Source organism: Haloechinothrix halophila YIM 93223 (genome assembly GCF_000504245.1).
Lineage (GTDB): Bacteria > Actinomycetota > Actinomycetes > Mycobacteriales > Pseudonocardiaceae > Haloechinothrix_A > Haloechinothrix_A halophila.
Genome location: NZ_KI632509.1, coordinates 676522 through 690957 on the forward strand (window position 1 = coordinate 676522; position 14436 = coordinate 690957).

Annotated in this window: 10 protein-coding genes and 1 pseudogene; 4 read left to right on the plus strand and 7 right to left on the minus strand. The window is 69.0% G+C overall.

The window, feature by feature from the left end:
• Positions 1 to 17 precede the first annotated feature (17 nt).
• Positions 18 to 2183, minus strand: a complete 2166-nt coding sequence (locus AMYHA_RS03120; protein WP_051399488.1) for a DUF6049 family protein — start codon at positions 2181 to 2183, stop codon at positions 18 to 20.
• Positions 2180 to 2740: an NUDIX hydrolase gene (locus AMYHA_RS03125; protein WP_034267783.1), complete on the minus strand. Its 561-nt coding sequence runs from the start codon at positions 2738 to 2740 to the stop codon at positions 2180 to 2182. Before AMYHA_RS03125 ends, AMYHA_RS03120 begins: the two co-directional genes overlap by 4 nt.
• Positions 2741 to 2818: 78 nt before the next feature.
• Here AMYHA_RS03125 and AMYHA_RS03130 point away from each other — a divergent pair, with 78 nt between their 5' ends.
• Positions 2819 to 4288, plus strand: a complete 1470-nt coding sequence (locus tag AMYHA_RS03130) for a CCA tRNA nucleotidyltransferase (RefSeq protein ID WP_034267786.1) — start codon at positions 2819 to 2821, stop codon at positions 4286 to 4288.
• Positions 4289 to 4292: 4 nt separating this feature from the next.
• Here the strand turns inward: AMYHA_RS03130 and AMYHA_RS03135 are convergent, their stop codons facing one another.
• Positions 4293 to 6215 carry a TNT domain-containing protein gene (locus tag AMYHA_RS03135; protein ID WP_034267789.1) on the minus strand — a complete coding sequence of 641 codons (1923 nt, stop codon included), beginning with the start codon at positions 6213 to 6215 and terminating at the stop codon, positions 4293 to 4295.
• Between the two features lie 165 nt (positions 6216 to 6380).
• On the opposite strand from AMYHA_RS03135, the gene AMYHA_RS03140 reads away from it, so the two are divergent.
• A complete protein-coding gene (locus tag AMYHA_RS03140; RefSeq protein WP_034267791.1) occupies positions 6381 to 6959 on the plus strand; it encodes a YqgE/AlgH family protein in 579 nt (192 codons plus the stop codon).
• Here AMYHA_RS03140 and AMYHA_RS03145 read toward each other — a convergent pair.
• Positions 6956 to 7360 carry an SdpI family protein gene (locus tag AMYHA_RS03145; protein WP_034275579.1) on the minus strand — a complete coding sequence of 135 codons (405 nt, stop codon included), beginning with the start codon at positions 7358 to 7360 and terminating at the stop codon, positions 6956 to 6958. The genes AMYHA_RS03140 and AMYHA_RS03145 overlap by 4 nt on opposite strands.
• Positions 7361 to 7626: 266 nt before the next feature.
• Here AMYHA_RS03145 and leuS point away from each other — a divergent pair, with 266 nt between their 5' ends.
• Positions 7627 to 10494 carry a leucine--tRNA ligase gene (gene leuS / locus AMYHA_RS03150; protein WP_034267794.1) on the plus strand — a complete coding sequence of 956 codons (2868 nt, stop codon included), beginning with the start codon at positions 7627 to 7629 and terminating at the stop codon, positions 10492 to 10494.
• Between the two features lie 14 nt (positions 10495 to 10508).
• Here leuS and AMYHA_RS03155 read toward each other — a convergent pair whose 3' ends face one another.
• Positions 10509 to 11237, minus strand: a complete 729-nt coding sequence (locus AMYHA_RS03155) for a TetR/AcrR family transcriptional regulator (protein ID WP_034275581.1) — start codon at positions 11235 to 11237, stop codon at positions 10509 to 10511.
• A 369-nt stretch (positions 11238 to 11606) separates the two neighbouring features.
• Between AMYHA_RS03155 and AMYHA_RS03160 the strand changes: the two genes are divergently transcribed.
• Complete coding sequence (locus AMYHA_RS03160) at positions 11607 to 12479, plus strand: ribokinase (RefSeq protein ID WP_034275583.1); 873 nt, start codon at positions 11607 to 11609, stop codon at positions 12477 to 12479.
• Positions 12480 to 12647: 168 nt separating this feature from the next.
• On the opposite strand, the pseudogene AMYHA_RS03165 reads toward AMYHA_RS03160, so the two are convergent.
• Both AMYHA_RS03165 and AMYHA_RS03170 read right to left on the minus strand, forming a co-directional pair.
• Positions 12648 to 12878: pseudogene (locus tag AMYHA_RS03165) on the minus strand (DUF1707 SHOCT-like domain-containing protein); the annotation flags it as partial.
• A gap of 276 nt (positions 12879 to 13154) precedes the next feature.
• The gene (locus AMYHA_RS03170; protein WP_051400312.1) at positions 13155 to 14297 is read right to left on the minus strand and encodes an AI-2E family transporter; all 1143 of its coding nucleotides are present in this window, start codon (positions 14295 to 14297) and stop codon (positions 13155 to 13157) included.
• Between the last annotated feature and the right edge of the window lie 139 nt (positions 14298 to 14436).

Here is a 14436-nt window from a genome sequence, read left to right on the forward strand (position 1 = left end):
TGGCGCGCCGCCGGAGTCTAACCCCGCTCGGCTCCGTTGGAGCGGAGCCTACGGTGGATTCGCCGTCCCGCGAGCAACAGCAACGCGCCGCCTGCTACTGCGGTCACGATAACTGTGACGACCCCATACTCGGTTGATGCCAGCTGGAATCGCGTGGGACGACCCAGCGGCGTGCCGCCCGGTGTGCTCAGCGACACGTCCACCGTGAACCGGCCGGCACGCATCGCCTCCGCGGGGACCCGCAGGTTGACCGAGGACTCCGGCGCGAGCTTCTGGTCGCTGATGTCGTCCGGCCGCAGGCCGCTTGTGCTGGACAGCGTCACCCGAACGATGATGTCGACCGGTAGGTCGTTGCGGATCGACACCGGAATCGGCGACGACCCGGACGCCAGCGAGATGGTGCGGTCCGGCTCGGTGATGCTGACCTCACCCAGCAGTTCGGTCAGCTGGTTGTCCGCGTCGGCGACGGCGGCCCGCGCGACCGCCGCCTGATCGGGCAGCGCGTGCGATGTCGCCCGCAGCAGTCCCTCACGCACCGGGAGCAGCAGGTCAGCAGGGTCGACCTGCATGGTGGTCGCCTCAGTCATGGCGGACATCACGTCCTCGACGGTCGCCTCGATCCCCGCGATGTCGGCTGTGACCTCCCGTGACCCGCGTGGGTCGAGGCTGCCTTGCTGCGCGGGCCGCGTCGTGCCGTCGACGTTCGCGCTGAAGAGGGCGCCTGCCTTCACCGGGACCAGCATGCCGTCGTCGGCGAGGTCGCCGATCCCGCGTAGTAGCCAGATCAGCTCGTCGTGCGGCGCGCTCCACTCCCTCGGTGGTGCGATGAGCAGCGGCGTATTGCCGCCGTCGCGCGCGCGGAAGGCGATGGTGGCGAGGCCGTTCTGGGTCGCGATGGCGGGTTCGTCCGCCGCGACAGTGGCATTGGCCGTGGTGTCATTGCGCGCGATGCCTGGCCGCAACGCGAGCGTGACCAGCTCGTTCGACGGCACGACGGTGTGTTCGCTTTCATCGGTGGTCACGGTGATCGGCTGGGCGGCCTGCCGTCCGCCCATGGCGCCGATGAGCAGGCTTTTGCCCGCCTCGCCCACGGCGTCCAGCGCCTGCGTGCTCAGTTCGCTTTCGATGGCGAGCGCGCCGTCCTGCGGTTTCACACCGAGGACATCGTTGATCACGCTTTCGCGGGATGCGGCCAGCGTGGCCAGGTCAGGGGAGCTGCCAGCGAGCAGCGAGATGTCGGCGCGTGCGTACGGCATCGGCACGACGCAGCCGCCCGCGACGAGGGTACGCAGGTCAGCAAGCCAAGCTTCGGCGTCGGCGCTGCCAGAACCCTCCGTCGTGCCTGGTCCGCTCCGCACCCGGTAGCCCCGCGTCATCGCGGAGGCCGTCGCGATCAGCTCGGGGTCGATGGCGAAACACAGCGAGGAGAACAGCTGGTCGTCGTCCCGCACCGACTCCGCGGCGCGTACCAGCGCGTCGAGTCGCCCGCCGGGCCGCATCTCCTCGGCGAGTGTGTCGTCGGCGAGGACGAGTCCGTCCCTGAGTCGATCCTCGACCACCCGCGGTGTGCTTGCGATCGGCCAGAGGATCGACGTCGCGGGCCCGCCGCTGAACTGTTCGCCGCTGTTGGTGCCGGGCACCGAGAGGACGGGCAGCAGCAGGTGTGACGCTGCCAGGCGTGCTTCCAGCCCGGCCTCCGGCCTGCCGTTGACGTTGATCAACAGCGGGTAGACACCCGATTCGGGGAACACGAAGCCGCCATCGCCGCCACGCAGGTTGACTTTGAGCGTGAAGGTCAGCTGCTGCTGCGGTACCAGCCTCGATCCGACGTCCTTGAACGGAGTGAGCTGGTAGTCCATCGGAGCGCCAGCCGTCAGCGCCTGGGTGAGCGTTCCCCGATTCGTCTGCTTCGAGCCGAGGTGCAACCGCGCCCTGAGATTGTCGACCGGTCGCTCGGAGATGTTGGTGAGCGTGACCTTGATCGCGAGGGTGCGCGACCGCGTCGTCACGATGCGTGGCGTCATCGACGCCACGTCGAGCCGCAGTGTCTCGGTCAGATCGGCAGGCGGCTGGGATGAGTCGTGTTGCCGCTCGGGTTCCGCCGCTCGCACGACCGAGGCAGGCATGCCGGTGAGTAACAGCAGCAGGACCGCGGCGCCGAGTGCGAGTGCGATTCGTGTCACTCGGATACCTCATCAGGACGCCGTTCGGCGAGTGACCCGGGGTTGGCGTGGCCGTCGGCGGCGAGCAGTTCGCGCGCTTTGGCGACGAGCCTGCGCTCATCGCCGTAGGCCAGCGTGGTCGGCAGCTCGCTGAGCCGGACCCACGCGACCTCGGTGACCTCGTCGTCCTCGTCGCACAGCTGGCCACCGGTCGCTTCGAGCAGGAAGTGGTGCACGGTCTTGTGCACTCTGCGGCCATCGGCGACGAACCAGTAGTCGATCTCGCCAAGCGGTAGCAGCACCCGCGCCGAAATGCCGGTCTCCTCCTTCACCTCACGCACCGCTGTTTCCTGGTGCGTTTCGCCGTCCTCGACGTGCCCCTTCGGCAGCGACCACAGCAGCGAACCGCTACGGTCCAGCCTGCCGATGAGGACGGCATGGCGGTGCCCTGGGTCGACGACGAGGCCACCCGCTGACGTCTCGTCGACCGTCGTCATGCGCCGAGGGCGGTGACGCCGTGATCGGCGTCCAGGCTTAGTCCGCCGCGATTCACCGCGCGCGTCACCGGATCCTGGCATACCAGCGATGCTAGCGGGAATGGCGCTGTCCCGAGTCCGAACTCGGCCAGCCAGGCGCGGACGCTAGGCTAAATCGCCGTGCCTGATACCAGCTCCAACCGCCACGCCAAGCACAGTGCTCAGCGCAACGCCGTTGCCGAACTGATGCGCATCTCGCCCGTCGCCGATGAGCTGACCAAGCGGTTCTCTCAAGCGGGGCACCAGCTGTTCCTCGTCGGTGGCAGCGTGCGGGACGCACTGCTCGGCAGGCTGTCCGATGACCTCGACTTCACGACGTCCGCGCGGCCAGCGGAGATACTCAAGATCGTCGGCGGCTGGGCGGACGCGGTCTGGGAGACCGGCATCGAGTTCGGCACCGTCGGCCTCACCAAGGGCGGCACCCAACTGGAGATCACCACGTTCCGCGCGGACACCTACGACCGCGTTGGCCGCAACCCCGACGTCGTCTTCGGCGACAACATCGAGGGGGACCTCAAGCGCCGCGACTTCACCGTCAACGCGATGGCGATCGATTTGTCGGTCAAGCGCTTCATCGACCCGTATGGCGGGATGGACGCTCTCAGCGAAGGGCTGTTGGACACGCCTGCCCCGCCGGAGGAGTCGTTCGCGGACGACCCGCTGCGGATGCTGCGCGCCGCCCGGTTCGTCTCGCAGCTCGGCTTCGTACCCGCGCGTCGGGTCGCGAAGGCCATGACTGACATGTCCGGCGAGATCACCCGCATTACCGCCGAGCGGGTGCAGGCCGAGCTGAGCAAGCTGATGCTGGGCACCAAGCCCCGGCTCGGCATCGACCTGATGACCCACACCGGGCTCGCCGAGCACATCATCCCCGAGGTGCCCGGCATGCGGCTCGCGATCGACGAGCACCACCAGCACAAGGACGTCTACGAGCACTCGCTGACGGTGCTGGACCAGGCGATCGACCTGGAGACCAGGCACGAGCCGACGACGGAGCCCGACCTTGTGCTGCGGCTCGCCGCCTTGCTGCACGACATCGGCAAGCCCGCGACACGGCGGTTCACCGAAGGCGGCGGCGTGACGTTCCACCACCACGAGGTCGTCGGCGCGAAGATGACGCGCAAGCGGTTGCGGGCGCTGCGTTACCCGAAGGACGTCATCAACGACGTCTCGCAGCTGGTGTTCCTGCACCTGCGGTTCCACGGCTACGGCAAGGGCGAGTGGACCGACTCCGCGGTGCGGCGCTACGTCGCGGACGCCGGTGAGTTGCTGCCGAAGCTGCACAAGCTGGTGCGCGCCGACTGCACCACCCGCAACCGGCGCAAAGCCGCCGCGCTGCAACGCACCTACGACGATCTCGAAGAGCGCATCAAGCGCATCGCCGAGGAGGAGGACCTGGCGAAGGTCCGGCCCGACCTGGACGGTAACGAGATCATGCGGCTGCTCGACCTGCCGCCAGGACCGCTGGTCGGCAAGGCGTGGCGGTTCTTGAAGGAACTGCGGCTCGACAAGGGGCCACTCGAGCACGAAGAGGCCGTCGCGGCGCTGCGCGAGTGGGCCAAGGAACAGGGACTCGACGTCCCGGAGTGAGCGGCTACTCCAGCGCCTCGAGCGCGCCGGTGGAGACGTGCTGGCCGATGGGCCTTGGCAGCAGGTAGGCCAGCGCGCCGCCGGGCATCCCGCCCCAGGGCAGCGTGACGCCGGTCAGCACCCGTAGCGGACGCCGCAGCCGGTACTCGGTGCGGTGGCCCTCGCGGTCCGGCAGCAACGACGTCTCCCGGAACGTCGCCGACGCCTCGTGCGTGAGGTTGCCCGCGTCGTCACCGAACCGCACCAGCCGCGTGCCGGCTGGCAGCGTGACGATGCGCTTGCCCCGTAACAGCGTCAACGGCGGCTCACCCCGCAGCGGCACGATCGGCCAGTCGGTCGGGTGCTCCTCGTCGTGCGGCGCGGCCAGTGCCCGCGTCGGGTGGAACGCCAGCACACCGAGCAGGTGCGCGGCGGCCGCCTTGATCGTCGGGAATTCCTGGACGTCGCGCTGCTTGCCATCGGCGCACCAGGCGACTCGCCAGCCGCCGCTGGCCCGCAGCAGGCACCAGGCGTCGTCAGCCTGCTCCCCGAACCGGTACGCCTCTTTGCCGACACCCAGCTCGTCAAGCCGCTTGCGCAGCAGCGACAGCACCTCGGACGCCCGCAGCGTCGGGATCACGCTGTCGTCCCGCTCGACCTCGGTAACGGCGTCCTGCTCGTCGAGGTCAGCGGCGGACTGCGGCGGGTAGGGCGCGCCGAGCACCTCGGCGCGGGCGGTGTCCCGCAGTCGTTGGCTGACGAACGGCGGCCGGTAGGAGTTCGCCCTGATGTGCGCGAGCAGGTCGGCCTCCGGTGAGACGCCGTGCATCCGCAGGTAGTGCGGCACGGCGGCGGACCAGATCCAGGTGCCGTCGGTGTGGAAGGCGTTCGGCACGCTCGGCGCGGTCTGCGGTGCGAACAGGTCCGGCGTCGGCGCATCGCCCACGTGTACGACCGGCGAGCGGTACAGGTAGTTCATCACCCCGCGCAGCTCACCACCTGGCACCGGCGCGCGGTTCACCACGGGACGTTTGCCGGGATGGTGCATGTCGACGACCTTGGCGTGCCGGAACGTCACGTCGAGCGGCAGCCCAGCGCGGGCGCCGAGCCATGGCGGCACGTGCCTGGTGTCCCTGGGGAAACGCCGCAGCTCCAACTCGAACGCCTGCGCCGCGTCCCTGCCGTCCTCGTCCGGCGCACGCCGCCAGCGTGGCTGGGACGACGCGTCGTAGTCGAAGGTGAAGTTGTCGTCCGGCGTGACGGTCATGGTGCCCTGGAACCACGTGCCGAGATTCGGCTGGTACATCAGCGCCCGCAGCTCGCTGAACAGCTGGCCGAGCAGTGGCGGCGCGGCGAGTGAGTGTGCGACGTCGTCCGCGACACCACGGACTTCGAGCTCGGCGTACCCGCCGACCTGCCGGAACCGGGCCGCCGTTGTGCCGCCGTCCGCGGGGCGCAGCTCGCGCAGGATGCGTCCGATCCTGCGCAGCAACCGCCGCTGGTCCGCTTCGCTCGCGTCGGCGGGGGCGCTCGCGCCGAGGCCGTGGTACTCCTGCCACAGCGCTTCGACGTCGGCGGGCTTGGCCACGGCCCCGAAGTGGCGTTCCTCGCCCATCGGCGTCAGGCCGAGTTCGGCGGCGACGGTCGCGTCCGAACCGATCCAGTGCAGCTCAAGCGTGCCGTCCGTGTGCTGGTCAGCGAGCGCGAACGTCTCCTCGGCGAACCGGCAGTGGGTGCGGATGGTGAACGTCGATGGCAGGTCGTCCTCGGCGACGAGCTTGGCCGCCGCGCCGTCGTGCGTGGTGTCGAAGCCGTCCGGTTGCTGGCCTTCCGGCGCGATGAGCAGCACTTTTCCCTCCGCGGTCGAGGGTGTGACACGAAACGGAGTGCCGTTCCACAAGGCGTACTGGGCGTCCGGGTGTACAGCGGGCAGAGCCTGATGACGCACGGAATTTCCCTCCAGGTGTTCCAGCTCAACTTATCGGTTCGCTGGGCCCGCACGCGCATCGCCTCGTGGTCAGCGACCGGCTGTGCTCGCGCGTTTGATGGCACCGGTTCCGCCGCAGCGTGGCCCCCGAAACCCCGCCACATCAGCCCGAGGTGGAGTGGGATTATGGACCCCGTGCGCGCGGATGCCATTGCGCAGGGTTGCCTGCTTGTCGCTGATCCCACCATGTCCGACCCGAATTTTCGCCGAACGGTGGTCTTCATCCTCCACCACGGCGACGAGGGCACGCTCGGCGTCGTGCTGAATCGGCCGGGCGAGGTGCCGGTCGACCAGGTGGCGCCGGACTGGGCCGCTTACGTCGGCGATCCCGGCGAGGCGTTCATCGGCGGTCCTGTCGAGCAGGACACGCCGTTGTGCCTCGCGGCGCTCCGCAACGGGGAGACGTCGTCCTCCGTGCCGGGCACCATCGCCGTCAGCGGTCCGGTCGCGCTCGTCGTGCTTGACTCCGACCCCGACGAGCTGGTGGCCAAGGTGCGTGGGATGCGGGTGTTCCTCGGCTACGCGGGCTGGGATGCCGGCCAGCTCGAGGGGGAACTGGAGCGCGAAGACTGGATCGTGGTCCCCGCGCTGCCCAGCGACGTCTTCGCCGCGCCTGGCACCGATCTGTGGGCCAGGGTGCTGCGCCGTCAAGGCGTCCCGACGGCGCTACTCGCCACGCACCCCGGCGACCTGCAGCTGAACTAGCCGCAGCCGCCAGCGCCGCAGGCGCAACCCCCGCAGCCGCCCGCGGCGTCCTCAGCGGGCGCGGGCTCCGGGACGGCGGCAGCGGCGCGGTTGCCAAGCACACCACCGGCCGCGAGCAGGCCGAGCAGCCCGACGACGCCGAACACCGCCGCCAGCGTCGTCCCGAGCGCGCCGGGCATGGCCAGCGCGGCGAGCCCGCTCGCGATGCCGACGACGCCCGCCGCCATGGTCGGGATGCCAGCTACCTTGTTGCCGACGGCGAAGGCTTCGTCGCTGCGCAGCGTCGCATCGGTGCGCACACCGGTGCCCCGATCCCTGCTGAGCTTGCCCTGCCAGCCGAGGAAACCGCCGACACCGACGAGCAGCCCGCCGATCAGGGGAATGAGCGCGACAACGACCATCATTCGAGGATAAGCCGCACTCGCACGCCGCGGCCTCGCGGCCTGCCCTGGTGTGGCGCGCGCCGCTGCCCGCCGGGTCCAGGCGACGCCGTCAGGGCTTGCGGCTACCATGGAGCGCATGAGCACGGCACGCCTGCTCCTTCTTAGTAGGCCGCGCTGACCACCCGGTCACGCGCGGCGACCCCTCATGCCTCCATGGCTGAGGGGTTCCGCTGTTTATGGGGTTGATGAGCGGGAGACCGGCACCGATAGGGAAGGGCTAGTCGATGAGTGAGGCATCCGGTGCGCCAGCGCATCGCTACACCGCGGCGGTCGCGGGCGATATCGAGCGACGCTGGCAGGACTACTGGGAGAGCAACGGCACGTTCCACGCGCCGAACCCAGTAGGTGACCTCGCCGACGAGAACACCGGCAAGCCCACCGGCGACAAGATGTTCGTACAGGACATGTTCCCGTACCCGTCGGGGGCGGGGCTGCACGTCGGCCACCCGCTCGGCTACATCGGTACGGACACATTCGCCCGGTTCAACCGGATGCTGGGCCGCAACGTGCTCCACACCCTCGGTTTCGACGCCTTTGGCCTGCCCGCCGAGCAGTACGCGGTGCAGACCGGCACCCACCCCAGGGTGACCACCGAGACCAACATCGCGAACATGAAGCGCCAGCTGCGTGCGCTGGGCCTCGGCCACGACGAGCGGCGTTCGTTCGCCACCACCGATCCGGAGTACTACCGCTGGACGCAGTGGATCTTCCTGCAGATCTACAACTCCTTCTACGACCCCGAGCAGGGCAAAGCCCGCCCGATCGCCGAGCTCGAGGCGGAGTTCGCCGACGGCACCCGCGAGACGCCGGACGGCACGCCGTGGTCCGAGCTGACCCGTGCCGAGCAGTCCGAGGTGCTGGACACCTACCGGCTGGCCTATGTCACCGAGTCGCCGGTGAACTGGTGCCCCGGCCTCGGCACCGTGCTCTCCAACGAGGAGGTCACCGCCGAGGGGCGTAGCGAGCGGGGCAACTTCCCTGTCTTCCGCCGCAACCTCAAGCAGTGGATGATGCGCATCACCGCCTACGCCGACCGGCTGGTCGACGACCTGGACCGGCTGGACTGGCCGGAGAAGGTCAAGGCGATGCAGCGCAACTGGATCGGCCGTTCGCACGGCGCGGAGGTGCACTTCGCCGTCGATGGCGGCAACGACACCATCGAGGTGTTCACCACCCGGCCGGACACGCTGTTCGGCGCCACGTACATGGTGCTCGCTCCGGAGCACCCGCTGGTGGACACGCTGACCACCGAGCAGTGGCCCAAGGACCTGGAGGACACCGACAGCCGCTGGACCGGCGGCGCGAGCACGCCGGAGAAGGCCATCGCGGACTACCGGCGGCAGGCGTCGATGAAGTCGGAGCTGGACAGGCAGGAGAACCGCGACAAAACGGGCGTGTTCACCGGGTCGTACGCCGTCAACCCGGTCAACGGTGCGCGCATCCCGGTGTTCGTCGCGGACTACGTGCTGATGGGCTACGGCACCGGCGCGATCATGGCAGTGCCCGGCCAGGACCAGCGCGACTGGGACTTCGCCGAGCGGTTCGGGCTGTCGATCGTCCGCACCGTGCAGCCGGAGGAGGGTTTCGACGGGCAGGCCTACACCGGCGACGGCCCGGCGATCAACTCCGCCAACGACAGCGGGCTGTCGCTGAACGGCCTCGGTGTCGATGAGGCGAAGAAGACCACCATCGCCTGGCTGGAAGAGCACGGCCACGGAACCGGCACGGTGCAGTACAAGCTGCGGGACTGGCTGTTCTCCCGGCAGCGGTACTGGGGCGAGCCGTTCCCGATCGTCTACGACGTCGAGGGCATCGCGCACGCGCTGCCGGAGGACATGCTGCCGGTCGAGCTGCCGGACGTCGACGAGTACGCGCCGACCACCTACGACCCGGAGGACGCTGAGAGCAAGCCGTCGCCGCCGCTGGAGAAAGCGACCGACTGGGTTGAGGTGGAACTGGATCTCGGCGACGGCCCTCGGCCGTATCGCCGTGAGGTCAACACCATGCCGAACTGGGCAGGGTCGTGCTGGTACCAGCTGCGCTACGTCGACCCGACCAACGACGAGGCGATGTGCGACCCGGAGAACGAGCGGTACTGGATGGGGCCGCGGCCGGAGAAGCACGGGGCGGATGATCCCGGCGGCATCGACCTCTATGTCGGCGGGGTCGAGCACGCCGTGCTGCACCTGCTGTACGCGCGGTTCTGGCACAAGGTGCTCTACGACCTGGGCCACGTGTCCTCCGAAGAGCCCTACCGCAAGCTGTGCAACCAGGGCTACATCCAGGCTTTCGCCTACACCGACGCGCGCGGCGTCTACGTGCCCGCGGAGGAGGTCGTCGAGGAGAACGGGAAGTTCTTCTACAACGGCGAAGAGGTCAGCCAGGAATACGGCAAGATGGGCAAGAGCCTCAAGAACGTCGTCACGCCGGACGAGATGTTCGACCAGTTCGGCGCGGACACGTTCCGGTTCTACGAGATGTCCATGGGGCCGTTCGACGACTCGCGGCCGTGGGCGACCAAGGACGTCGTCGGCGCGCAGCGGTTCCTGCAGCGGCTGTGGCGGCTTGTCATCAACGAGGACACCGGCGAGCTGCGGGTGTCGGACGTCGAGCCGACCGAGGACGACCTGCGCGCGCTACACAAGGCCATCGCCGGGGTGCGCTCAGACTACGCGGACCTGCGGTTCAACACCGCTGGTGCGAAGCTGATCGAGCTGAACAACCACATCACCAAGACATATGGCTCCGCCGATGCGACGCCGCGCGCGTTGGTCGAGCCGCTGGTGCTGATGCTGGCGCCGCTGTGCCCGCACATCGCCGAGGAGTTGTGGCAGCGGCTCGGCCACGACGCGTCGCTGACCTACGGGCCGTTCCCCGAGGCCGATGAGCGGTACCTGGTCGATGACACCGTCGAGTACCCGATCCAGGTCAACGGCAAGGTGCGCTCCCGGATCACGGTGCCCGCCGACGCGGACGACGACGCGGTGCGGGAAGCTGCGCTGGCCGAGGAGAAGATCGCCGCGCTGCTGGACGGCGGTGAGCCGCGCAAGGTCATCGTGGTGCCTGGCCGGCTGGTCAACGTGGTGCCGTAGCGCTTCTCGGTGTGCTAGAGCGCACCGAGGCCAAGCTCGCGGGCTAGTTCGGCCAGGATCGCGTCGAACAGCATGTCTGGCTGCGCGAGACGCATCGGGAAGTTGCCGAACACTTCGAGCGTGACGTGCCCGTAGATGCGGATCCAGTACTGCACCATCAGGAACGCGACTTCCAGCGGCAGCCGGTTCGGGTCGATGCGCACGCCGTCGCGGGCGAGCGTGTCGAGCACTGTCTCCCGGAACTTGGCGACGTCGTTGCGCAGCGCCGATGGCACGAGGTCGTCCGGAAGACCCGCGAGTTCATGGCTGACGAGTACCCCCGCCATGCTGGTGATGAACACCCTGCCGAACGGTTCGTTCGCACCGGTCAGCGGTGCGGAGCTTTGCTCAGTGGACACCGACGCGAACACCAGCCCGAACTCGTGCGGATGCGCGAGCGCCCAGCGGCGGAAGCCCCGGCAGACGGCGAAGAACTGCCCGATGCCATCGTCAGGCAGCCGAGCGACGTCCTCGGACAGTTCGTCGGCGAGTTCCACGCTGATCTCGCCGCGTAGCTGCTCGAGTAGTTGCGAGTGGGAGCGGTAGTAGCGGTACAGCGCGGGAGCGGTCAGCCCGAGTTCGCGGGCGATGGCGCGTAACGTCACCCCCGCGACACCGTGCTCGATGAGCAGCCTGCGAGCGGCTTCCTTGATCAGGGAGCCGGTACTCGATATGGGCCGTTCCGAGCGGCTGACCTGGCTCATACTTCGACGATACTGCTGGCAACCGGTGTGGCGCAGTGCCTCGATCGAGGCGCCACCGGCGCCGATCACTCGGGGGGCTACGCGATCGACGCCGGCGACTCGATCCGCCACCGATGTCGGGTGGCCGGACTGATTGCTGGCCGTTACAGCCGTGGGTACCTCGATGTGGTTAACCCACGAATGAGTGACTCAATGCAACCTACGCCATGATGCCGTGCATTGTGTCATTTCGCAGCTCTGGGTCCGAATTCGACGCTTCTGGCTGTCGGGACTGCCTGATTCGTTATCGACCGTGACGGTACGTAAGTGGGGGACAACAGAACCGGACCGAGTGAACCCGAGTTATGACAGGCTGGCGTCGTGGCAGCACTGACTCCTGAGTTGATCGTCGTCGGCTCGGCCAACGTGGACCGCGTGGTGCGCGTGCCGCACCATCCCGCGCCTGGCGAGACCGTGCTCGGCGGTGATACCGCGCTGTTTCCCGGCGGCAAGGGCGCCAACACGGCGGTGGCCGCAGCACGGCAGGGCGCGCGGACCGGCTTCATCGGCGCGGTCGGTGACGACGACGGCGGCGCGCTGCTGCTCGCCTCGCTCGCGGAGGCTGGCGTGGACACCAGCACCGTGCGCCGGGTCGACGCGCCGAGCGGCACCGCACACATCACGGTGAGCCCGGACGGCGAGAACGCCATCGTCGTCTCCCCCGGCGCGAACGCGCGGGTGAGCGTGGCAGACGTCCGCGGGGCCGAGGACGTCATCGGTGCGGCGAGGGTGCTGTTCGCGGTGCTCGAAGTGCCGCTGGAGACCGTCAGTTACGCGGTCGCGCACGCGTCCGCGCGCGGTGTCCGTGTGGTGCTCAACGCCTCCCCTGTGGCGGACCTACCAGCGGAAACACTCTCCGCACTCGACCCGCTGATCGTCAACAAGCACGAGGCGGCTGAGTTGCTCGGCCGCTCGGAGAGCGGCGAGCGACTGGCGGCAGGACTGCTCGGCCACGGTCCTCGTTCTGTCGTCGTGACGCTCGGCGCGGCTGGCGCGATCCTCGCCGACGCCGATGCCGTCGTGGCGGTGCCCGCACCGGAACTAGGAGACGGTCGGGTCGTGGACACCACGGGCGCTGGCGACGCCTTCGCGGGCGCGCTAGCGGGCAAGCTCGCCACCGGTGCACCGCTGGCCGACGCGGTCCGCCATGCGGTGACGTATGCGGCGACATCGGTGACGCGACCCGGCGCCCAGGGCGCTTGACCCGCCGTGTCCCCCGTTCAGAACGCTGTGTTCCTCGTTCGGGTCGTGGCGGGCACGCCTTCGCCAGGGATATTGCGTCGTACCGGACGCAATCGTGGCTTTCTGTCGGTTTCCGGCGACCATATGGCTGGCGAAGTACTCGACGGCGTCCTGCGTTCAGCGGCGGGGCGCGTCAACGTGCACCAACCCCGGCAGGTCGGCCAGCACGATGTTGAGCTGGCTGCGGGTCGTGGCGTTGTAGGCGAGGTCGGTGCGCTCGGTGAACTCGTCCAGGTCGATCAGGCCGCGCCCGATGGCCCGCTGGAGCAGGCTCACGACGTGCTCGCGCTCGGCGTCGGAGACGCGCAGGTCGCGCGGGTTGACGGTGGCGTTCCCGGTCTCGTTCGCGGCGTCGGTCATGACACCGATGCTAACCACGCGCCACGCACGGCGAATCCGGGAAAAACCCTGAACCCGCCGTGTCCGCCCCTGTGTGTCCTGCATTACGGACGCCGTACTAGGCGTTCGTGACGTCATGTGTGACGTTCCAGAACCCGGAACCTAGAACACACGGCACCAGAAGTCGCGGCTCGCGGCACCGAAACGTGGGACTCGCGGCGAACAGGGTGTAACTCGCGGCGAGAAAGGTGCGACTCGCGCCGGAGGCCGTGTTCGTCATTCAGGCCGCCGTGTCCCTCAGTCCGCGTCCCGCGCCGCGTCGTGCCCGTCCTCCGACGGCTCATCCACGACGTCGGGCGCCGAACCGCCACGCGCCAGCACCGGCACGTCCGCCCCGGTCTGCGCCTCGTCGTCGGCGATCAGCGACTTCGCGCCCGCGTTGATGACCGCGACCAGCGGCACGGACACCAGCGCGCCGGTGATGCCCGCGATGACCAGACCGGCGGTGATCGCCAGGATCACCGCGAGCGGATGGATCTTCACCGCCCTGCCGAGTAGTAGCGGCTGCAGCACGTGGCTCTCCAGCTGCATCACCGCGATGACGACGGCGAGCGCGATGAGGGCCTTGACCCAGCCAACGGTCACCAGAGCGACCAGCACCGCGATGGCTCCGGTGAGAACGGCACCGATGATCGGGATGAACGCGCCGAGGAAGACCAGCGTCGCCAGCGGCACCACCAGCGGCACGCCGAGTATCCACAGCCCGATACCGATCCCAACGGCGTCAACGACGGCCACGATCGCGGTGGCCCGCACGTAGCTGACCAGCGACGCGAACCCGCGCCTGCCAGCGACGTCCGCCTGCCGCCGCGCCTCGCCCGGCACCGCCTTGACCAGGAACGACCAGATGTCATGCCCGTGCAGCAGGAAGAAGATCAGGATGAACAGCGTGAGCAGGAATCCGGTGAGGAACTCGCCCACCGCGCCCGCTGTGGTGAGCGCGCTGGTCGTGATCGTGCCCTGGTTCTGCTGCACATAGGACACGACCTGGCCGATCAGGTTGTTGATGTCGGCGGTGCCCAGGTCAAGCGGCCCCTCGGACAGCCAGCGTGCCACCTGATCGAAGCTGCGGTTGAGTTGCTCCCGCAGCGCGGGCAGACCATCGGTGAACTGCACGACGACGAACGTCACCAGGCCGGTGAGCAGCGCGAGTCCGCTGACAATGGTCGCGGCGACCGCGAGCCCCCTCGGCAGCCGGGCCTTGCGAATCAGTAGATCGACGACGGGTGCCATGAGCGCGGCGAGGAGCAGCGCGACCGCGAGCGTCGTCGTCACCAGTGCGAGTTCGCCGATCAGCCAGATGACGACGCCGATCGCTGCGGCGACGATGAGCAGCCGCCAGGCGAACGCGGCGCTCAGCCGGAGGCCGACGGGAACCATGCGGGTCACATCGGTGGCCGGTGCGGCATCGGTGGGTGCGGCATCGGTGGGTGCGGCATCGGTGGGTGCGGCGTCTGCGGACGTCGGGGCGGGTTCGGCGCGGTGTGCACTCTTCTCGGACACGGCGCAACGGTAGCGG

Bases quoted from the DNA above. Each gene is read 5' to 3' on its own strand.
- AMYHA_RS03155 (WP_034275581.1), bottom strand. From the start codon at position 11,237: ATGAGCCAGGTCAGCCGCTCGGAACGGCCCATATCGAGTACCGGCTCC.
- AMYHA_RS03125 (WP_034267783.1), bottom strand. From the start codon at position 2,740: ATGCCAGGATCCGGTGACGCGCGCGGTGAATCGCGGCGGACTAAGCCT.
- AMYHA_RS03170 (WP_051400312.1), bottom strand. From the start codon at position 14,297: ATGGTTCCCGTCGGCCTCCGGCTGAGCGCCGCGTTCGCCTGGCGGCTG.
- AMYHA_RS03145 (WP_034275579.1), bottom strand. From the start codon at position 7,360: ATGGTCGTTGTCGCGCTCATTCCCCTGATCGGCGGGCTGCTCGTCGGT.
- leuS (WP_034267794.1), top strand. From the start codon at position 7,627: ATGAGTGAGGCATCCGGTGCGCCAGCGCATCGCTACACCGCGGCGGTC.
- AMYHA_RS03140 (WP_034267791.1), top strand. From the start codon at position 6,381: ATGGACCCCGTGCGCGCGGATGCCATTGCGCAGGGTTGCCTGCTTGTC.